General features: G+C 73.3%; 14 protein-coding genes. 4 read left to right on the plus strand and 10 right to left on the minus strand.

Annotated features, from left to right (window positions below; genetic code table 11):
- The first annotated feature begins 106 nt into the window (after positions 1 to 106).
- The gene (locus EAO76_RS10450) at positions 107 to 1,513 is read left to right on the plus strand and encodes a choice-of-anchor A family protein (RefSeq protein WP_148835516.1); all 1,407 of its coding nucleotides are present in this window, start codon (positions 107 to 109) and stop codon (positions 1,511 to 1,513) included.
- Between the two features lie 185 nt (positions 1,514 to 1,698).
- Here EAO76_RS10450 and EAO76_RS10455 read toward each other — a convergent pair whose 3' ends face one another.
- Together EAO76_RS10455 and EAO76_RS10460 are read right to left on the minus strand one after the other, a co-directional pair.
- Positions 1,699 to 3,165, minus strand: coding sequence for a S28 family serine protease (locus tag EAO76_RS10455; protein ID WP_148835517.1), 1,467 nt, complete (start codon positions 3,163 to 3,165; stop codon positions 1,699 to 1,701).
- A 101-nt stretch (positions 3,166 to 3,266) separates the two neighbouring features.
- Positions 3,267 to 3,740, minus strand: a complete 474-nt coding sequence (locus EAO76_RS10460) for a hypothetical protein (protein ID WP_389531328.1) — start codon at positions 3,738 to 3,740, stop codon at positions 3,267 to 3,269.
- Positions 3,741 to 3,913: 173 nt separating this feature from the next.
- Between EAO76_RS10460 and EAO76_RS10465 the strand changes: the two genes are divergently transcribed.
- Positions 3,914 to 4,462 (plus strand): hypothetical protein, encoded by a 549-nt coding sequence (locus tag EAO76_RS10465; RefSeq protein ID WP_148835518.1) that lies wholly within the window; start codon positions 3,914 to 3,916, stop codon positions 4,460 to 4,462.
- Here EAO76_RS10465 and EAO76_RS10470 read toward each other — a convergent pair.
- A complete protein-coding gene (locus EAO76_RS10470) occupies positions 4,431 to 8,180 on the minus strand; it encodes an ABC transporter ATP-binding protein (RefSeq protein ID WP_262375336.1) in 3,750 nt (1,249 codons plus the stop codon). The genes EAO76_RS10465 and EAO76_RS10470 overlap by 32 nt on opposite strands.
- 202 nt (positions 8,181 to 8,382) lie before the next feature.
- Complete coding sequence (locus EAO76_RS10475; protein ID WP_148835519.1) at positions 8,383 to 9,354, minus strand: serine hydrolase; 972 nt, start codon at positions 9,352 to 9,354, stop codon at positions 8,383 to 8,385.
- Positions 9,355 to 9,524: 170 nt separating this feature from the next.
- On the opposite strand from EAO76_RS10475, the gene EAO76_RS10480 reads away from it, so the two are divergent.
- Positions 9,525 to 9,899, plus strand: a complete 375-nt coding sequence (locus tag EAO76_RS10480; protein ID WP_148835520.1) for a type I-C CRISPR-associated protein Cas8c/Csd1 — start codon at positions 9,525 to 9,527, stop codon at positions 9,897 to 9,899.
- 208 nt (positions 9,900 to 10,107) lie between these two features.
- Here EAO76_RS10480 and EAO76_RS10485 read toward each other — a convergent pair whose 3' ends face one another.
- Entirely contained in the window at positions 10,108 to 11,799 is a 1,692-nt protein-coding gene (locus EAO76_RS10485; RefSeq protein ID WP_148835521.1) for a thiamine pyrophosphate-binding protein, read from the minus strand.
- Positions 11,796 to 12,764 (minus strand): agmatinase, encoded by a 969-nt coding sequence (gene speB, locus EAO76_RS10490; RefSeq protein ID WP_148835522.1) that lies wholly within the window; start codon positions 12,762 to 12,764, stop codon positions 11,796 to 11,798. The genes EAO76_RS10485 and speB overlap by 4 nt, the downstream gene beginning before the upstream one ends.
- A gap of 126 nt (positions 12,765 to 12,890) precedes the next feature.
- Between speB and EAO76_RS10495 the strand changes: the two genes are divergently transcribed.
- Entirely contained in the window at positions 12,891 to 14,363 is a 1,473-nt protein-coding gene (locus tag EAO76_RS10495) for a PucR family transcriptional regulator (RefSeq protein WP_399461814.1), read from the plus strand.
- Positions 14,364 to 14,395: 32 nt separating this feature from the next.
- Here the strand turns inward: EAO76_RS10495 and EAO76_RS10500 are convergent, their stop codons facing one another.
- From EAO76_RS10500 to EAO76_RS10510, 4 genes are all read right to left on the minus strand, one after another.
- Positions 14,396 to 15,625: a lanthionine synthetase LanC family protein gene (locus tag EAO76_RS10500; RefSeq protein WP_148835524.1), complete on the minus strand. Its 1,230-nt coding sequence runs from the start codon at positions 15,623 to 15,625 to the stop codon at positions 14,396 to 14,398.
- 121 nt (positions 15,626 to 15,746) lie between these two features.
- The gene (locus EAO76_RS44460) at positions 15,747 to 15,908 is read right to left on the minus strand and encodes a hypothetical protein (protein WP_187438531.1); all 162 of its coding nucleotides are present in this window, start codon (positions 15,906 to 15,908) and stop codon (positions 15,747 to 15,749) included.
- An 11-nt stretch (positions 15,909 to 15,919) separates the two neighbouring features.
- The gene (locus EAO76_RS10505) at positions 15,920 to 18,556 is read right to left on the minus strand and encodes a lantibiotic dehydratase (RefSeq protein ID WP_148835525.1); all 2,637 of its coding nucleotides are present in this window, start codon (positions 18,554 to 18,556) and stop codon (positions 15,920 to 15,922) included.
- A 1-nt stretch (position 18,557) separates the two neighbouring features.
- Entirely contained in the window at positions 18,558 to 19,391 is an 834-nt protein-coding gene (locus EAO76_RS10510; protein ID WP_148835526.1) for a thiopeptide-type bacteriocin biosynthesis protein, read from the minus strand.
- Positions 19,392 to 20,000: the final 609 nt, after the last annotated feature.

Below are 20,000 nucleotides of genomic sequence, written 5' to 3' on the forward strand. Positions count from 1 at the left end.
CCCCGTCCCCCCGCCCGCACTCCCCTCCCGATTCTCCGGCCGCGCAGGCGAGTTCCTTCGCCGTGCCCGGCCGCTTTCCCCCGAAGAAAAGACAAGGACCAAGATCATGCACGTCACCGGACGAACTGCCGGGCGGACCGGCAGCGCACTCGCCGTGCTCCTCTCCCTCGGACTGCTCGGCACCGGCGCCGGCAGCGCCTTCGCCACCCCCGTCGCCGCCACCGACGGCGAGTCGAAGTACTGCCCGTCCTCCGGGAAGCTTCCGGGCATCGGCAACAGCCCGCAGTTCATCGACGGCAACGTGGCCCTCTTCGCCGGGGGCGACTACACCGTCGACGGCGCGTCCGCGGAGGCGGAGGGGCTGCTCGTCGTCAAGGGCGACGCGACGTTCGCCAAGACCTCGGGCGGCATCTTCAACGTCGGCCGGGCCGGGGCCGGTTCCGGCATCCTGCCGGACGGGGGCGAGGTGATGCTCGCGGTCGGCGGCAACCTGACGATCGCCAAGGGCACGAAGGTGGACGTCGGCCACGGCGTCACGTCGAAGTCCGGCTACGGCGGTGCCGTCCGGGTCGGGAAGAAGATCGACGAGAAGGGCGAACTGGAGACGAACGGCGGAAACCGCTCGTCCGGCCTGGGCACCGAAGGCGCCCTCAGCCCCTACCAGTCGTTCGACAGGACCATCGGCGACGAGTCGTCCTCCCTCGGGAAGCTGAAGGCCACCGGCACCAGCGTGCGTGAGGGCGGGACGGTCACGTTCAAGAGCACCGGCGCGGGCAACGGCGACATCCAGGTCTTCGAGATCCCGGCCGCCGAACTCGACGGCGCCTCGTCGTTCGTGTTCAAGTCCATCCCCGACGGCGACTCCGTCGCGGTCAACGTGACGGGCTCCCACGCGGTGTCGATATCGCCGATGTCCGTGGGCTTCAACGACGACCGCGTCGACGTCTACAGCTCGGCCGGCTTCGGCGATGCCGCCTCGCGGATCCTGTACAACTTCGAGGACTCCACCTCGCTCACCCTCGGCGGCGGCGGGAACTTCATGGGCTCGATCCTCGCCCCCAGGGCCTCCGCGGACTTCACCGCGAGCACCAACGGACGGGTGTACGTCGGCGGGGACGTGAAGACCCACGGCACGGGCAACGAGAGCCACAACTACCCGTGGAACGGCTCCCCGGCCTTCACCTGCAAGCCCGAGCCCTCCAAGCCCGGCACCCCGACGCCGAAGCCGTCCGAGCCCGAGCAGCCGTCGCAGCCGCCGACCGGGCCCGGCACCCCGACCCCCTCGGCCTCGCAGCCGGGCACGCCGACGCCGGAGCCATCCGGGTCCGAGGAGTCCCCGACGCCGGTGCCCACCCCGTCCGCGCCCACCTCGGAGCCGAAGGACGAGGGCGGCTTCCTCGCCAGCACCGGTGCGCAGGTCGGCGTCTACGCGACCGCCGCGGCCGTCCTCGGTGCGCTCGGCGCGGGCCTGCTCATGTTCACGCGTCGCCGGCGCGGCCAGAACCAGGGCTAGGAACCGGGCCAGGAATCAGGGCCAGGAATCAGGACTCCGTTCCCGCCCACGGGACATGAACCGGTCCCGTGGGCGGGAACGGAAAAGGGCCGGGGGCACGCGCGCGAAGTCGAGCGTGCGCGTACCCCCGGCCCGAAGGTCCTTCACAGGAAGGCCCGTTGCGGGAGCCCGTTGCGGAAGGACGGTTACGGGCGCAGCTCCCGCTCGTTCATCACGTCCTGCCGGTCCAGCCGGGCGTCGAACTTCGCGAGCGGCTTCGCCTTCGCCGGGTCGTCCTGCACGGCGGCCGGGGCGACGCCCGCCCAGCGCAGGATGGCCGCGGTGGCCTTGGCCCGGTCCGCCTCGCCGAGCCCGGCCACGTTGGCGCCGTGGTTGCCGCCGGGCACGGTCATGACGTAGCTGTCGCGGGAGCCCGCGCCGGGCCGGAAGCGCTCCGAGCCCCACGGGTCGTTCTCCCCGTAGACGTACAGCATCTGGTTGGCGTGCCGCTTGACCCACTTGTCGACGTCGCGCATCACCGACGGCTGGAACTTCATCGGGATGGACCGCGGCACGAAGTTGCGCGGCGGCTGGTACCCGTACCGGCTCAGGTTGCCGAGCCACGGCTGCTTGATGTCGGGCGAGCCGAGCTGGGTTCCCGCCTGGTAGTAGTACGGGGTGTACCGCTCCAGGCCCTGGTCCGCGTAGGCGGAGAAGCCGGAGATCGAGTCGATCGAGTCCCAGATCTCCTGGTCGGACGCGGAGGCGGCGTCGGCCGGGATCGTGTCGCAGTCGGACAGCAGGCTGTACTGCCAGAACGCCCAGACGTAGTCCATGACGACGGCCTCGTACGCCCGGTCCAGCGAACCGGCGACGTCGAAGGTGTAGCCGTTCGTCGCGGCGTACTCCTCGTACTTCTTCTCCAGCGGCTCGCGGCGGACCAGCGCCTCGCGCTGCACCCCGCTCAGCCGGTCGCGGCACTCCTTGGTGCCGACGTTCTCGAGGAACCGGTCGTAGGCCGAATCCTCCTTGTTCACCACGTCGTTGGGCGCGACGTACGCGACGACGCCGTCCATGTCCCGGGGGTAGAAGCGCTCGAAGTACGTGGCGGTCATGCCGCCCTTGGAGCCGCCGGTGGTCAGCCAGTTCTTGGTGTAGATCTGCTTCAGGGCGGTGAAGACGCGGTGCTGGTCACTGGCGGCCTGCCAGATGTCGAGCTTGGACCAGTCGGCGGGCGCCGGGCGGGACGGGGTGAAGAACCGGTACTCCAGCGAGACCTGGTTGCCGTCGACGATCCGGGTCGGCTCGGAGCGGCTGGGGTTGGTGGAGACGTTGTACCCGCTGGTGTAGAAGACCGTCGGGCGGGACGTGTCCTTGTGCAGCAGGGTGACGCGCTGCTGGAAGGTGCCCTTCCACGGGCGCCGGTGGTCGACCGGCTGGGTGTAGGCGAGGACGAAGTAGCGGTAGCCCGCGTAGGGCTTCTCCTCTATGAGGCTCATCCCGGGAATGGCCAGGATGCGGTCCTTGATGTCGGTGGCGGTGCCGTCGTCGGCGACCCGGCTCACCGGCCCGGCCGGTTCCGCGGCGGTGGCCGCCCCGGCCGAGGCGCCCGTCGCGCCCACCGTGCCGACGAGCACCGCGAGCGACAGGAACCCTCTGAGCGCCTTGCGCATACACCCTCCCCAAGATTCACAATGTTCGCCGTGAACCTAGCGGGGCGGCACCCCCGCCGCCAGACCCTGACGGGGCCGATCGGCCGCGGGGCGTTCCGTCGTCAGCAGAGGATCCAGCCGGTGGAGGCCGATCCGCCCGAGATGCTGGCCGAGGCCCTGACGCATCGGTTCAGCGCGTGGACCGTCACCGGGCCCGCCTGCTTGGTGTACTTGCCCCGGTCGGTGACGGGGCTGCCGCCGCGTGCCTGGATGGTCACGGACATCGGGCGGCGCGAGCCCGACTTCTTGGAGACGGCCGTCGCGCAGGCGTAGGAACGGCTCTTGTAGACGTGCAGTTTGCCGGTCTTGAACGGGACCGTCTTCGCCAGGCGCCCGGTGCAGGCCGATACGGCGTCGGCGCTGCCGACGGCGGGGCCGCCGAGGACCAGTCCGGCGGCGAGCACCAGCGGCAGGGCGATCGAACGCACCGCTCTCCCGAAGCCCCTGGCCCCGCCGGTGACCCCGCCGGCCCTCCCACTCCCGAGGGACGAACCGGCTATTTCGGCCTTTCCGGACTTGACGGCCCTTTTGCTCACCAGTAACCCCATCGCCAATCGAACATTTACACCTCGGCCCGATACACACGCATACACGCGTACGACGCAGGAGTCCATCCGAAGGTTGCATCCGGCGAGCCATACCCCTGGGCAACCGAATCGCCACAGCATGGCTCCAACAGGACAGAGCCATACGAAAGGCAGGAACTGTCATGCTTCAACTCCGCATCGCGCCGGGGTCCCGGAGCCGGCGCGCCCTCGGCCGGACGCTGCTCGCCGCCGCTCTGCTCACCGCCGTCACCGCGGTACCGGCCGTCGCGGCGGCCCCACAGGCGCAGCAGGCTTCAAGGACCCCGCAGACCCGGCAGGCACCGGCGACGGCACCGGCGGCGCACGGGATCATCGGCGCCCCGGCGTACCAGCAGGTCGCCCACTTCTACGACGCCTACATCGACGCCGTCTCGGCGGAGGGCGGCGGTGAACTCGCCGCCTCCCTGCGGAAGTTCTATCTGACCCCGCAGCTGCGCTCCCGGCTGGACGCCTGGGAGCGGCGCAACCACGCGGACGGGGTGCTCCGCGCCCAGAACGTCCCGCTCGCCCTGCGGGTCACCCCGGGCGACAGCGCCGCCGGTCACACCTGGTCGACGGTGCGGCTCACCTGGAGCCGCGGCGAGCACCCCGCGTACTCGTACCTGACCGCGCGCGGTCGGGCCCGGCGGCCCCGTGTCCTCAGACCCCGGCGGGCTCGTCCTCCCCGATGAAGGTGCGCCACAGCACGGCGTAGCGCCCGTCCTTGGCGAGGAGTTCGTCGTGCGTGCCGTCCTCGACGACCCGGCCGTGGTCCATCACCACGACCCGGTCGGCGCGGGCGGCCGTGGTCAGCCGGTGGGCGACGACCAGGGTGGTGCGGCGGCCGGCGAGGCGGTCGGTCGCCTGGTTGACCAGTGCCTCGCTGGCCAGGTCGAGGGAGGCGGTCGCCTCGTCGAGCAGCAGGACGTCCGGGTCGACGAGTTCGGCACGGGCCAGTGCGATCAGCTGGCGCTGTCCGGCCGAGAGGTTGCGGCCCCGCTCGGCGACCTCGTGCAGGTAGCCGCCGTCCAGGGTGGCGATCATGTCGTGGGCACCGACCGCCCGCGCCGCCGCCTCCACCTCGGCGTCGGTGGCCTCGGGCCGCCCGTACGCGATGGCGTCGCGGACCGTGCCCTCGAAGAGGTACGCCTCCTGCGGCACCACCCCGAGCCGGTGCCGGTACCCGGTGAGGTCGAGGCGGCGCAGATCGGTGCCGTCCGCGGTGACCCGGCCGCCCGTGGGGTCGTAGAACCGGGCGACGAGCTTGACGAGGGTGGACTTGCCCGCGCCGGTCTCGCCCACGAACGCGACCGTCTGCCCGGCCGGTATCCGCAGGTCGACGCCGGTGAGCGCCTCCTCGGCGCCGTCGCCGCCCCCGTACCCGAAGGACACGTCCTCGAAGGCGATCTCGCCGCGCAGCGACGGCACCGCCAGCGGTTCGTCCACGGTGTCGGTGGAGGTCGGTTCCCGCAGCAGTTCCTGGATGCGGCCCAGGGAGACGGTGGCCTGCTGGTAGCCGTCGAAGACCTGGGACAGCTGCTGCACCGGGGCGAAGAACAGGTCGATGTAGAGCAGGTACGCGACCAGCGCGCCGGTGGTGAGGGTGCCGTTGTCGACCCGGCCCGCGCCGACGATCAGGACGGCCGCGGCCGCCACCGAGGACAGCAGCTGCACGAACGGGAAGTAGACCGAGATCAGCCACTGGCCGCGGACCCGGGCCTCGCGGTAGTGGTCGCTGCGCGCCGCGAACCGCTCCGCGCCGTCGTGCTCGCGGCGGAACGCCTGCACGATCCGCAGCCCGGAGACGGACTCCTGGAAGTCGGCGTTGACCACGCCGATGCGTTCCCGGGCCAGCTCGTACGCCTTGACGCTCCTGCGGCGGAAGAAGAACGTGCCGACGATCAGCACCGGCAGCGTCGCGAAGACCACCAGGGCCAGCTGCACGTCCAGGACCAGCAGCGCGACCATGATGCCGAAGAAGGTGACGACGGAGACGAAGGCCGTGACCAGACCGGTCTGCAGGAACGTGGACAGCGCGTCCACGTCCGTCGTCATCCGGGTCATGATGCGGCCGGTCAGCTCGCGCTCGTAGTAGTCCAGGCCGAGCCGCTGGAGCTGCGCGAAGATCTTCAGCCGCAGCGAGTACAGCACCCGCTCGCCGGTGCGGCCGGTCATCCGGGTCTCGCCGATCTGGGCGGCCCACTGCACGAGGACGACCACCAGGGCCAGCGCGGACGCCGCCCAGACCGCTCCGAGGGCGAGCTGCGAGACGCCCTGGTCGATGCCGTGCCGGATCAGCACCGGCAGCAGCAGCCCGGCGCCCGCGTCGATCGCGACCAGCACCAGGCTCACCAGCAGCGGCAGCCCGAAGCCGCGCAGCAGCCTGCGCAGCCCGTAGGAGTCCTCGGGGCGCACGGCCCGTGCCTCGTCGATGTCGGGCGTGTCCGTGGCGGGCGGCAGCGCCTCGACCTGGGCGAGCAGCTCGGGGGTGGCGGGCATGCCGGCGGCGCCGGTGTCGCGCGGCTCCTCCTTGCGGACCCACAGGCGGGGGCTGATGCCGCGCTCGGCGTCGAACTCGGCGTCCAGCTCCTCCTGGAGGGCGCGGTCGTCCTCGGGGGCGGTCTCGACGGCCTGCGGCCGGTGTCCGGGCGAGGTGCCGCCCAGCTCGTCCGGGTCGGTGAGCAGCCGCCGGTAGAGCGCGGAGCGGCGCTCCAGCTCCTCGTGCGTGCCGATGTCGGCGAGCCGGCCGTGCTCCAGGACGGCGATCCGGTCGGCGAGGCCCAGGGTGGAGCGGCGGTGGGCGATCAGCAGCGTGGTGCGCCCGGCCATCACCTGGCGCAGCGCCTCGTGGATCTCGTGCTCGACGCGGGCGTCGACGGCGGAGGTGGCGTCGTCGAGGAGGAGCAGCCGGGGGTCGGCGAGGATGGCGCGGGCGAGCGCGACGCGCTGGCGCTGGCCGCCGGAGAGGGTGAGCCCGTGCTCGCCGACCTTGGTGTCGTAGCCCTCGGGGAGCTCCGCGATGAACCGGTCGGCCTGGGCGGCGCGGGCCGCCTCCTCGATCTGCTCCTGGGTGGCGTCGGGGAAGCCGTAGGCGATGTTGGCGCGGACGGTGTCGGAGAACAGGAAGCTGTCCTCCGGCACGAGGCCGATGGCGGCGCGCAGCGAGGACTGGGTCAGCTCGCGGACGTCGTGGCCGCCGACCAGGACGGCGCCGTGCGTCACGTCGTAGAAGCGGGGCAGCAGCAGCGAGACGGTGGACTTGCCGCTGCCGGACGCGCCGACGACGGCGACGGTCTCGCCGGGCTCGATGGTCAGCGAGAACCCGTCGAGGACGGGGCGCTCCTGGTCGTAGCCGAAGCGGACGTCGTCGAATTCGACGCTCGCGGGGGCGTCGGCCGGGAGTTCCTTGGTGCCGTCCTTCATGGTCGGCTCGGTGTCGATCAGCTCCAGGACGCGTTCGACGCCGGCGCGGGCCTGCTGTCCGACGGTGAGCACCATGGCGAGCATCCGGACCGGGCCGACGAGCTGGGCGAGGTAGGTGGAGAACGCGACGAACGTGCCGAGGGTGATCTCGCCCCGGGTGGCGAGCCAGCCGCCGAGGGCCAGCATCGCGACCTGGCCGAGCGCGGGGACGGCCTGGAGGGCGGGGGTGTAGCGGGAGTTCAGCCGGATCGTCCGCAGGCGCCCCGCGAACAGCTTCCGCCCGACCTCGCGCAGCTTGCCGGTCTCCTGCTCCTCCTGTCCGAACCCCTTGACGACCCGGACCCCGGAGACGGCCCCGTCGACCACTCCGGCGACGGCCGCGGCCTGCCCCTGGGCGTACCAGGTGGCGGGGAAGAGCCGGTTGCGGGAGCGGCGGGCTATGTACCAGAGGGCGGGGGCGACGGCGATCGCCACCAGGGTCAGCAGCGGGGAGAGCCACGCCATGACGACCAGGGATATGAGGAAGAGCAGGATGTTCCCGATGGTCATCGGGAGCATGAACAGGAGTCCCTGGATCAGCTGGAGGTCGCTGGTGGCGCGCCCGACGACCTGCCCGGTGGACAGCTCGTCCTGCCGTTTCCCGTCGAGCCGGGTGATCGTTCCGTACATCTCGGTGCGCAGGTCGTGCTGCACGTCGAGGGCGAGCCGGCCGCCGTAGTAGCGGCGGATGTACGTGAGGACGTACACGACCACGGCGGACGCGATGAGGAGGCCGGTCCAGAGGGCGAGGGAGCGGGTGCTGTCGACGACGACGTCGTCGATGATCACCTTGGTGATCAGCGGGACGAGGGCCATCACCGCCATGCCGGCGAGCGACGAGCCGAGCGCCAGCAGCACATTGAGCCGGTAGCGCCACGCGTAGCCGCACAGCCGCCGGGCCCAGCCCGGGGCCCGGGCCACGCCCTCCGTGTCCGCTGCGTCCGTCACCGGTACCTCCCCGTTCGGCCTGCTCTACCGGAAGGCACCAACGCGGTGGGCTGTGGATTTCATCCCGCTGTTACAAACCCGGGGCCAGAGATGCAGAAGGGTCGTACGACGGTCCTGGGACTGTCGTACGACCCTTCCACGGACGGTGCGGTTCCGCATCCGGGCCGTATTCGGGCCGGACACGGGGGTCGCGCCGTTGCCGCTACGACTGCGGCGTCGCGGTGAGCATGCGCACCGCCGGGGCCTCCGGCACCGCGGGCACGGCCTCCTGCGGGGCCGCGGGCGGGGCGACGGTCGTGGTCGTCCTCGCCGCGACGGCCGGGTTGAGGTCCTTGTGCACGGCGCGGGCGACGGCCTGGATGGTGTCGATGCCGTCGTTCATCGTCTTGTTGTCCTGGGTCAGGACGGTGATCGCGTAGTCGTGCCCCTTGCCGGTGAAGGCGCCGATGCTGTGCACCCGCCAGCCGTGGGTGGCGCGCGGCAGCCAGCCGTTCTTGACCTGGACGGTCGCCCCGGACGGCGCCCCGGCGGGGGTGCCCCAGCGCTGCGAGGAGACGACCTTCTTCATCAGCCCCAGCTCATAGGCCCGCGAATTGTCGCTCAGCACCGAGTTCTTCACGGTCAGCAGGTGCAGCAGCCGCAGCTCGTCCTGGGCGGTGATCTGGGTGAGCCCCCAGTAGCCGCCGGAGCCGGGCACGGTGTTCTTCATCCCGGCGGCCTTGAGGAACGCCTTGATCTTGGTCACGCCGAGCTGCTTCCACAGACTGGTGGTCGCGTTGTTGTCGGACTTGGTGATCATGGCGGTGGCGAGGCCGGCCTCGCGCTGGGTGAGGTAGCGGTTGTGCTTCTTGTTGTCCCAGAGCAGCGTCGCCAGCACGGTCGCCTTCACGACGCTGGCGGAGTCGTACTTCGTCGTCGCCCGCAGGGTGCAGTCGGTCTTGGTCTTCCGGTCGTAGAGCGCCACCGCCGTGGTCGACTTGCGCCCCTTGAGGGCGGCGGTGATGTCCTTCGACAGCTTGGCGGCGAGCCCGGCCTTGCCGGACGTGCAGCTCACGGTCGGCGTCGCGGCCGAGGCCGGTGCCGCGCCGAGCGCCACGGGCACGAGCACGCCCGCGGCGAGCGCGACGGAGAGCGCGGCCCTGGCGCGACGGGATATGCAGGGCTGTTCTTTCATACGGCTGTTCCCCCATGGGTGGATCGGTACGGTGCGCCCCCGGCGCACCCGTGAGTAACGACTCACGACGGGCCGGAAAGTTGCGCGCCGCGGGCTGTGCGGTTCGTCGCCCGCCGCGCGGGTATCGGTCACCGGGTACGACCCGGCACCTTGATCGAATCGAGAGAACCTTGACGAGCGCTCAGCCGGTCCGGCACACCGAGGCATACCGCTGCGGCCGGCTCTTCGCGGCGGTCGCGGCCCTGCAACGGCTCGCGCAGAACGAGCACCACGCGCTGGGGCAGCAGGGAGTCGCGGAGAAGGCCGCCGCACGGCCGGAACCCGTTCTGCGAGAGCCCCTGCGGGAGATCGTCCAGTACCTGGTGCAGGCCCGGATCCGTGGCCGGGGAGCGGCGGCGGACCCGGTCTTCCGGTCGCTGACCGACTTCCTGCCACCGGCGAGGGCCGTGCCCACCAGCCTCCATCCCGACGAGCGGCCGGACTTCCACCGCGGCCGCGAGGAGCAGGCGGCGCTCATCGAGAAGGAGCACCCGTCCGCGAAGTGAGCCCGCTCAACCGGTCCGCCCACGCCCCGGGAACGGCCCCGGGAACGGCCCCGCCCGCGCCCCGGGAACGGGTGCGCGGGCGGGACACGGGCCCTCCACGGGTACGTCACTGCGTCGCAGGGGCTTCACGGCGTCGCGCAGGGGCTTCACGGCGTCGCGCAGGGGCTTCACGGCGTCGCGCAGGGGCTTCACCGGGCACGTCACGGCGTCACAGGTGCGTCGGTTCGAACATCCTCAGCAGGGCGGGGAGCACCACCACCGACGGGCCGGGCTCCGCGAGGGCCTTCGCCAGGTCGGCGGTGAGCCCCTCGGGAGTCGTGCGGACCGCCGGTACGCCGAACGACTCGGCGAGGGCGACGAAGTCGGGGCGGGTGAGCTCCGTGGCCTCGGCCGCGGTCCCGCCGAAGGCGTCCGTCATGTACTCGCGCAGGATGCCGTAGCCGCCGTCGTCCACGATCAGCCAGGTCACCGGGAGGTCGTACTGGCGGGCCGTGGCGAGTTCCGCGATCGAGTACATCGCGCCGCCGTCGCCGGAGACCGCGAGGACCGGCCTCGTGCGGTCGGCCACCGCCGCGCCGAGCGCGGCCGGGAAGCCGTAGCCGAGCCCGCCCGCGCCCTGGGCCGAGTGCATCGTGTTCGGGTGGCGGGCGTCGAAGGCGGACCAGGCCCAGTAGGCGAGGATCGTCATGTCCCAGAAGCTGGGGGACCTGTCGGGCAGCGCCTCGCGGACCGAGGCGACGAGCCGCTGCTCCAGGGCGAGGTCCTGGGCCGCGATCCTGTCCCGTACCGCGTCGAGCACCGCGCGCACCCGCTCCGGTGCCGTCGGGTCCGTGCGGCGGCCGACCGTGTCGAGGAGGTCGGCCAGGGCCCCGCGGGCGTCGGCGTGGATGCCGAGCGCGGGATGGTTGGACTCCAGTTTCCCGGCGTCCGCCTCGATCTGGATCATCCGGCCGCGCGGGCGGAACGTGTGGTAGTTCGAGGAGAGTTCGCCCAGTCCGGAGCCGACGACCAGCAGGACGTCGGCGGACTCCAGGAAGTCCGTCGTATAACGGTCCTCCAGCCAGGACTGGAGCGAGAGCGGGTGCTCCCACGGGAAGGCGCCCTTGCCGCCGAAGGTGGTGACGACGGGGGCGTCGATCCGCTCGGCGAGCGCCAGCAGCTTGCCGGACGCGTCGGACCGCACGACTCCGCCGCCCGCGATGATCGCCGGGCGCTCGGCCCGCGACAGCAGGTCGGCGGCCACGGCGATCAGTTCGGGGCGGGCCTGCGGTTCGCGCGGGGTGGCGTCCATCGCCGTGACGACGGGCAGGGAGGTCCCGGCCAGGAACACGTCCTGCGGGATCTCCACCCAGACCGGTCCGTGCGGGGCGGTCAGCGCGGACTCCCAGGCGGCGGCGATCGCCGACGGGATCTGGGAGGCGGTACGGACGGTGTGCACGGACTTCACGACGTCGCGGAACGACGCCTTCTGGTCCCGCAGTTCGTGCAGGTGGCCGTGGCGTCCGCCGCCCAGGCCCGCGACCGGGACCTGGCTGGAGATCGCCAGCACCGGGGCGGAGGCGGCCGCCGCCTCCTGGAGCGCGGCGAGCGAGGTGAGGGCGCCGGGCCCGGTGGAGAGCAGCAGCGGCGCGACCTCCCCGGTGATCCGGCCGTACGCGTCGGCGGCGAAGCCCGCGTTGTTCTCGACGCGCAGCCCGACGTACGCCAGGGACGAGCGGCGCAGCGCGTCGAACACGCCGAGCGCGTGCTGGCCGGGCAGGCCGAAGACGGTGGTCGCGCCGAGGCCCTGGAGCGTCTCGACGACGAGGTCGCCGCCGTTGCGCCCGGCCGGGGGGTTCAGCGTGGCCGCGAGCTGCCCCGGGGTGAGCCGGGGCCGCTCGTCGTGGTGGTCGTGACTCACTTGGCGCGGGCTTCCGCGATCTGCCGGGACATGATCGTGGTCAGCTCGTACGCGGTGTGGGAGGCGGCGACGGAGGTGATCTCGGCGTGGTCGTACGCCGGGGCGACCTCGACCAGGTCGGCGGAGACCAGGTTGCAGGAGGACAGGCCGCGGACGATCTCCAGGAGCTCGCGGGAGGTCAGGCCGCCGGCCTCGGGGGTGCCGGTGCCGGGCGCGTGCGCCGGGTCCAGCACGTCGATGTCGATGGAGATGTACAGCGGCCGGTCGCCGATGCGCTGGCGCAGCTGGTCGGCGACCTCGTCGACGCCGCGCCGCATGACGTCGGCGGAGGTGACGATGCCGAAGCCCATCTTCGCGTCGTCGTCCAGGTCCTGCTTGCCGTAGAGCGGGCCGCGGGTGCCGACGTGGGAGAGCGCGGAGGTGTCGAGAATGCCCTCCTCGACGGCCCGGCGGAACGGGGTGCCGTGGGTGTACTCGGCGCCGAAGTAGGTGTCCCAGGTGTCGAGGTGGGCGTCGAAGTGGAGCAGCGCGACCGGGCCGTGCTTCTTGGCGACGGAACGCAGCAGCGGCAGCGCGATGGTGTGGTCGCCGCCGAGCGTCATCAGGCGGGCGCCGGTGGCCAGGAGGTCGTCGGCCGCGGCCTCGACCGTCTCGACGGCCTCGTTGATGTTGAACGGGTTCGCGGCGATGTCCCCGGCGTCGGCGACCTGCGCGAGCGCGAACGGCGAGGCGTCCTGCGCCGGGTTGTACGGGCGCAGGAGGCGCGACGCCTCGCGGATCGCGTTGCCGCCGAAGCGGGCGCCGGGGCGGTAGGAGACACCGGTGTCGAAGGGCACGCCGACGACGGCGACGTCGGCGCTGCCGACCTCGTCGAGGCGGGGCAGCCGGGCGAACGTCGCGGGTCCGGCGTACCGCGGGACGCGGGAGGAGTCGATGGGGCCGCGCGGCGTTTCGCTGCTGCTCATGTGGGTGCCTTTCCCGTGGTGGTGCGTGCCTCGTGGTGGTGCGTGGTGACGCGGTGCGTACTGAAGACGGTAGGTGGCCCACGGGCGGCACTGAAGTGTACGTTTCATCCATAAATGAAGTCGTCGATGGATGGATCGTCCATGGAAGCCCCGGTCGCGCTGCCCCCGCCGCCCACTCCCCCGGTGTCGCTCACCGCGCTGCTCGCCCGCGAGGAGCTGGGGCTGCGCCGCATCGCGGGCCCGGACGAGGCCGAGCTGCTGTGGGTGCACACCTCGGAGATGGCCGACCCGTACCCGTATCTGCTCGGCGGTGAGCTGGTGCTGAGCGCCGGGGTGCTGCTCGGGGACCCGGACGGGTACGTGGCCCGGCTGGTGGAGGCGGGGGCGGCGGCGCTCGGTTTCGGGGTGACGCCGGTGTTCGACACGGTGCCGGGGGCGTTGGTCGAGGCGTGCGACCGGCACGGCCTGCCGCTGGTGGAGGTGCCGCCGGGGACGCCGTTCACGGCGATAGCCCGGGCGGTGTGGCGGCTGATGGCCGAGGCCCGGCACCGGGAGCTGCGCCGGGTGACGCACGCCCAGCAGGCCCTGGCGACGGCGGCGGCCCGGCCCGACCCGGTCCCCGCGGTGCTGCACCAGCTGACGGCGCGGCTGGGCGGCCGGGCGGTGCTGCTCGCCGCGGACGGCGAGGAGCTGCACGCCTCGGGCCGCCGCCCCGCCCCGGACGTCGGCGCGGCGCTGGCCAGGCTCGCCCGGGTGGTCTCCGCCGGGGCGCGCCCCGCCCCGGCGTCCGCCACCGACACACTGCGGGACACCCATCTGTCCGCGTACGCGCTGGGCGGCGGCCAGGGGCTGGTCCTGGAGTTGGCGACGGACCGGCGGGAGGCCGGCGACCACACCATCGCCGGGGTCGCGGTCGTCCTGCTCTCGCTGCTGGCCGCCCCGCACCGGGGCGCCGACGCGGCGGGCCGGTCGGCCGCCCTCGTACGGCTGCTGCTGGGCGCGGATGCGCGGGACGTCGGCCCGCTGCTCGGCGACGCGGAACAGTGGACGGTGGTGCACGCCCGGCGCAGCGGGGACGGCCCGGTCGACCCGCTCACCGCCGGTGCGCTGGGCGCCGCCCTGGGTTCGGCCCTGGTCGACGCGGGCCGGGGCGGGGACGCGGTGCGGGTGCTGGTGCCCGGCGACGACCGGATCGTGCCGCAGCCCGGCTGGACCCTCGGCGCCTCCGCCCCCGCCCCCGTCACCGCCCTGGGCCTCGCCGACGGTCAGGCGGCCCGCGCCCTGGGCCGCGCCGTGGCCACCCGCACCCCGCTGGCCCACCACCGCACCGGCGCCGGTACGGGCCTGGCCGCCCTGATCCCTCCCGACCGGGCCGAGGCCCACGCCCGCACCCTCCTGGCCCCGCTCACCGAACCCCTGGCCGAGACCCTGCGCTGCTGGCTGGGCCTCCACGGCAACTGGGACCGCACGGCCACGGCCCTGCGCATCCACCGCAACACGGTCCGCCAGCGCATCACCCGCTGCGCGGCCCTGCTGGACATGGACCTGGACGACATGGACGTACGGACGGAGCTGTGGTTCGCGCTGCGGCAGCGGTGACCCGGCGCGGGGCGGCGGGACCGGGGCGGGCCTCAGCGCAGGCCGAGGCAGGCCAGCCAGTCGCGCGAGGTGTCGTGGGTGGCGGTGAGCAGGGCGCCGAGTGCGCCCGCGGTTCCGTTGAGCAGGGACGTGTGCGGGGCGCCGGGCGCAAGAGCGGTGGGAAGGCGTCGGCCCAGATGTCCGGCCAGGCGGTCGCGGAGCACCGCGGCGGCCGGCAGACGGGCGTGCCGGTGGAACGCGTCCGCCACGGCCAGCACGCCCGCCGCGCCGTGGCACAGCGCGAGCTGGTCGGTCAGGGGGTCTCCGTAGAGGTGGAAGTCCTCGTCGTACCGCTCCGCGAGGATGGTGAAGGCGGCTGCCGCCCAGTCGGCCGCCTCCCGGTCGCCCAGTGCGTCGGACGCGTCCCAGAGCGCCCAGGTGACGCCGGGGGCGCCGTAGCACCAGGCCTGCCGGGCGCGTGCCCCGGCGGGCGGCGGGCCGTCGAGCCCGGCCCCGTCCCAGCTCCGTACGGACCGGGCGTCGTCGAAGGACTGCCGTACCAGCCAACGGGTGGCACTGCGCAGGGCGTCCAGCAGCTCCTGCTCCGGACCGACGTGGCGGACCGCGGCGGTGAGCCCGGCCACGAGCCCGGCCACGCCGTGGCCCATTCCGGTGTTCACCCGGCCCTGCAGCCAGCCCAGATACGGATGGCCGGAGTACTGGCCGACACGCAGACGGCGCAGGTCACCGCTGTCGCACAGTTTCGCCAAGTGGGCTGCGAAAGGGATGAGTTGGCCGCTCTTGGGCTGCGGCGGCCCGACGCAGAGCGCCAGCAGCGTGCCGGAGGGCCCGCAGATGAGGTCGTAGTCGGGCAGAGCGACGTCCTCGGTCCGCCAGGGGCGCGCCCTCGCCCCGTCCAGCAGGTGGTCGCGCAGCCGGTCGGCGACGCGGTGCAGCGGGGCGTGGATGCGGGCGCCGAGCCGCAGGCCGATCAGGGTTCCGGCCAGACCGCCGTCGTACAGGCCAGGACTGCCGGGCCCGCGGCCGATGGTCCGCGCCCATGCCGCCACCGCGCGTCCGGCGCCCGCCACCGCCGCGGGGTCGGGTGTCACCACGGGGCGGGACGCCTTCGCCCGCGGGCCGCACATCTCCGCGACCAGACAGGCCAGAACCGGGATGCCGGGGTCGGGCGTCGCGTCCCGCGCTCCGGAGAAGTCGTCGAGGAGTCGGACGGCGATATCGAGAGCCGCACGGTGCGGCGGGGCCTGGCTGTCTGCGTGCATCGGGTCTCCTCGTCGAGGAGCCACCCGGAGCGCTCCGGGTGGCTCCGTTCAACTCAACGGTGGACGCATGAGGTCACGACCGTCACGACGTCGTGCCGTCATGCCGTCCGGATGGGGCTCGTCAGCAGACGCCGATGACCGAGCAGACGAGGACGGTGCAGAGGCCGGAACACCCGCCGGTGTCGCCGAGGCCACCGTCCATCGTCGGCAGCTCGGCGCCGGTGATCCTCTCGTCCAGCTCGGTGATGAGGTTGTCGAGGTCGGTGAGTTCCATGGTGGGCATGGTGTTTCCTCCTATTTCTCGGTTGTTCCTTCTTGGGTGTGGACCGCCCCGGCGACCGCCGCACCAGGTGCGGGCGGGCCGGGGACGTCATGGGTGAGTGCGGCGACCGCGGACGCCGCCAGCTCCTCGGCCGTCAGGTCGAACGGAGTCCTGAGCATCAGCTCGGCGGACACCGGCGCGCCCCCGTAAAGGGCGTCGCCCAGCGTCGGCCCCTGCGGTCCGGCCACCGGACCGGGCAGCATCTCCTCGAAGACCAGCTCGTCCCCGGGCAGCGCGGCGCACGTCCGGTCGATGACGTTGAGCGCCGGCAGGGCTTCGAGGTCGACCGGCACCGGCTTGGCCTCGAACCCGGGCCGTACGAAGACGAATCGCGGCATGTCGGTGGAGCGCCTGAGCGAGGCGAGTACCCGTACCCGTTCGAGGTCCCCGTCACCGGGCCGCCACAGGCGGGCCCGCGGTACCCGCCAGGTGGCCGGGGAGACGACCAGGTCCGTGCCCGCCGTCAGCCGCGGCAGACGGATGGCGTCGCCGCACATGGGGAAGGCCGCGGCGAGACCGTCCAGTCGGAGGGCGGTCCCCGCCCAGGGGTGCCCGGCGGACAGCAGCAGCCGCGCCAGCCGGTCGTACGGCGGCATCGGGAGCCGGGTCGCGTGATGGACGGGCACCACCCGCTCGCCGTCCGCCTCGGCGACGATCCGGTGCCCCGACCTCCGCAGGGTGATGCGGTCCAGCGGCAGGTAGCGCTGTTCCGGTCCGCCGCGCCCGAAGTACGCGCACGCGTTGGGATCTCCGGTCCACCAACGGGTGGTGACGGGGCGTCGGACGGCGTTGGCCGCACGCTCGGTGACCGGTGGCACCAGCAGTTCGACGAACCGCACGCCGGCTCCCCGCTCGACGGCGGCCAGGAAGTCGCGGTAGGCCTCGACGGTGTCGTAGCCGCCGTACAGGGTCTGGAGCGCCTCGGTGAACCGGGCGTCGAGGATTCCGGCGGGCGAGGCGGTGTCCAGCACCGCGAGGGGCCCCGGGCCGGACAGCGGGCGCAGCAGGCAGTCCAGCGGCCAGGGCGGGATCACCTCGTCGGCGGGCGGCGCCCCGAGGTCGTCCAGGAGGTCGTCGTCCACGTCCACCCGTGTCGCGTCGCGGCGGGCGGCGATGTGTTCGAGAAGCCGGGCGTATCCGGACTCCGGGTCGTGCGCCGGGTGCCAGGCCCGGAGGTGGCGCCGGTCCGGGGCGGGTGGCCGCTCGCCCGACGACAGCAGTGCGGCCAGGATCTCGCCGACCGGACGCGGGTGCTCGTCCAACTGCTCGATACCGGGCGCGGGCCGTGGCGCGTCGGCGCCCGCGTCAAGGTCGGCCCGGCGCAGCGCGGCCAGGCGGTGGGCGGTCCGCAGGGCCTGCTGGACACGGGCGGCGGCCCGGTCGGGCACCCGGGCGTCCAGGCCGCGGTAGGAGTCGAGGAACCAGCCGCCCGGCCCGGGGTCCGCGAAACGGGTTCCCGGTCCGGGCAGCCGACCGCATCCGCTCACCCGGGCGGCCGGGGACCAGGCGATGTGGCGGCGGCGGGGGGCCGCGCAGAGCTGGAGCACACCGAGCCGCATGAGGTGGGCGAGGAAGCCGCGCAGCACGACGGCGTCGGCGACCGGCAGGGCGCGCTCCAGTTCCGCGAGGGTGCGCGGTCCTTCGGCGAAGAGCGTGAGCAGCAGGTCCAACAGTGCGGTGCGCCGGACCGCGACCTGCCGCAGCCGCCCCGGGTCGTCCGGGTCGATCGCGTAGCAGCGCAGCGCCGCGTCCGCTCCGTCCTCGTGGCCGGCATCCGCGAGGTGCAGCGGGGCGGGTGCGAGCGCGGTCGCCGGGTCGGCGGTGCGCAGGTCCAGCGCACCGGCCCGGGTGTGTACGGCGTGGACGTTCTCCACGGCGGAGGCGGCCAGCGCGGACAGTTCGGCGCCGGGGCCGAGGAGCCGGTGGCCCGCGCCGGGGCCGCCGACCGGGACCGGGGCGACCTGCCCCACCCAGCCGCGCGGCGTGGTCTTCGCCGCCGCCCGGCCCACGGCCCGCCACAGATAGGCGGAACGCTTGCGCAACCGCTTCCCGCTCCACGATTCGCCGTGGGCCAGGCGGGCGGTCACCTCCTGCACCAGTCCGGGGTGCGCGGTGTCCACGAACTCCCGCAGGACCGGGCTGGACGACACCAGCGACCAGGCCAGCGCGGCCACCCGCTCGCGCTCGTCACCGAGTGCCCGCTCCAGCTCCTCCCGGGTCGCGAGGGCCGCCCCGGCGGCCCGGCACAACTCATCGGCCTCTCGTACGAGCCACTCGGGCGCGGCGGTCAGCGCCGTCAGGAATCCGCAGTCCGCCACGTCCGGTGCCGCGCCCGAGTGCAGGCGTCGCCGCAGCGCCAGCACGGCACGGCGCTCGGTGTCCGTCAGTCGCGGGTCGGGAACGACATCGCTCAGCCCCTCGGCCAGCCGCCGGGCGTGCCCGGCCTGTCGCCCGACGGCGTCGGCGTGCTCGGCGACCCGGCCGAACAGCCCGGAACCTCCCGCGGCCATCCACATCGAACAGGGAATTCCGGATACCCGTACCAGGGCGGTGGCGCCCAGGAGCCGGTTGCCGGCCGGAGCCGGGGAGACGGCGCGGAGTCCGGTCATGTCAGCCCACCGCCCCGTCGTCGAACAGGGCCTCGGCGAGCAGGCTCTGGCGGGCGAGCGACAGCCGGCCCCGGTTCCAGTGGAAGATCACCGCGTGGGCGGCGGCGCGGCGCGGTCCGCGTACCGCCTCGCCGGACTCGAAGTAGCCGGTGCGCCAGCGGTCCGCGGCCCGACGCATCGCCTCCCCGTGCTGTTCCTGCCATCCGCGCCAGGTCTCGGGCAGCCCGTCGGGCCACTGCGCCCGGGGCCGTTCCCAGTAGGCGCGGATGCCGTGGGCCGCCCGGCGGAGCGCGTCGTCCCGGAGGCCACCGGGGAAGCTGCGCCCGGTGTCCGTGCGCACCGCCTCCCAGACACCCCGGTGCTCCCAGCCCACGATGTGCAGGCCGTCGAGGAGTTCGTGGAGCAGGACGAGGGAGAGCCGCCAGTCGGCCACGGTGTCTCCCTCGCCGTCCGCGCGCCGGGCGTGCCGGTCGAGCCAGGCCAGTGAGTCCGCCGTGAACACCTCGTGCACCCCCGGCATGGCGGCGGGGCCGCCGAAGAGGTAGGACTCCGGCTCGTACACCGTGCACACCGGAGGGGCCGCCAGCCCGTCGAACTCCTTGATCCGGTCGAGGAGTTCGGCCCGCAGCGGGACGACGCCCTCCGCCCCGGGCGCCTGGAACCGCACGCGCAGACCCGGGGGTTTGTGCATGAAGAAGAACGCCTGCGCGAGTCCCTCGTCGAGGAGGCCGCGTGCCGTACCGGCGAGCCGGTCGTACAGGCGCGTCCACGCGTGCGACTGCGGAGCCAGGTTCACCTGTACCCAGCTCGTCTCCGGGTGTTCCACCCCCAGCATGAGACCTCCGTGTGTCGTGGTTCCGTGGTTTCGCGGTGTTGTGGTTTCGCGGTGGCGTGGTTCCGGGCGTCACGGCCCTGGATGCAGCGGTTCCGGGTGGCGCTGTTCCGGGCGTCGCGGCCCCGGGCGTCGTGGTTGCGGGTGGCGCCGTTCCGGCCCGGCGGGGTGTCCCGGGGCCGCCGAACGGGTCCGCGGAGTCGGCGCCGCGGCTGCGGCCTCGTCCGGGTCCGGGTTCGGGTTCAAGTCCGGGCTCGGGAGGAGCCCTGCTTCGTTTCTGTGTCGTTCGCGGGTTCACGGGACGTACCGCGACACCCGGGGTCCGAGCCGCTCGTCGGCCGGACCGGATGCGCCGGGACCACCCGGCCGGAACCGGATGCTCTTCCGCCCGCCCCCGTCCGTCCCCGTCTGCGTCGGACCGATCAGGTCCGTCGACAAGTCAATTCCCTTGTCAACACCGGTCGAAAGATATATCGCAATTAGTCGGATTATGGACGGGTGTGCGCTTGGCGTGACCCGTGTGCCGGGAGCGCGGAAACCCGCGCCGTCGCACAGCACGCGAGGGGAGCCGAAGCGAAGGGAACGAGCCACGCCCGCCCCCTCCCGCACAGC

Source organism: Streptomyces sp. sk2.1 (assembly GCF_008120935.1).
In the GTDB taxonomy this organism is placed as follows: Bacteria; Actinomycetota; Actinomycetes; order Streptomycetales; family Streptomycetaceae; genus Streptomyces.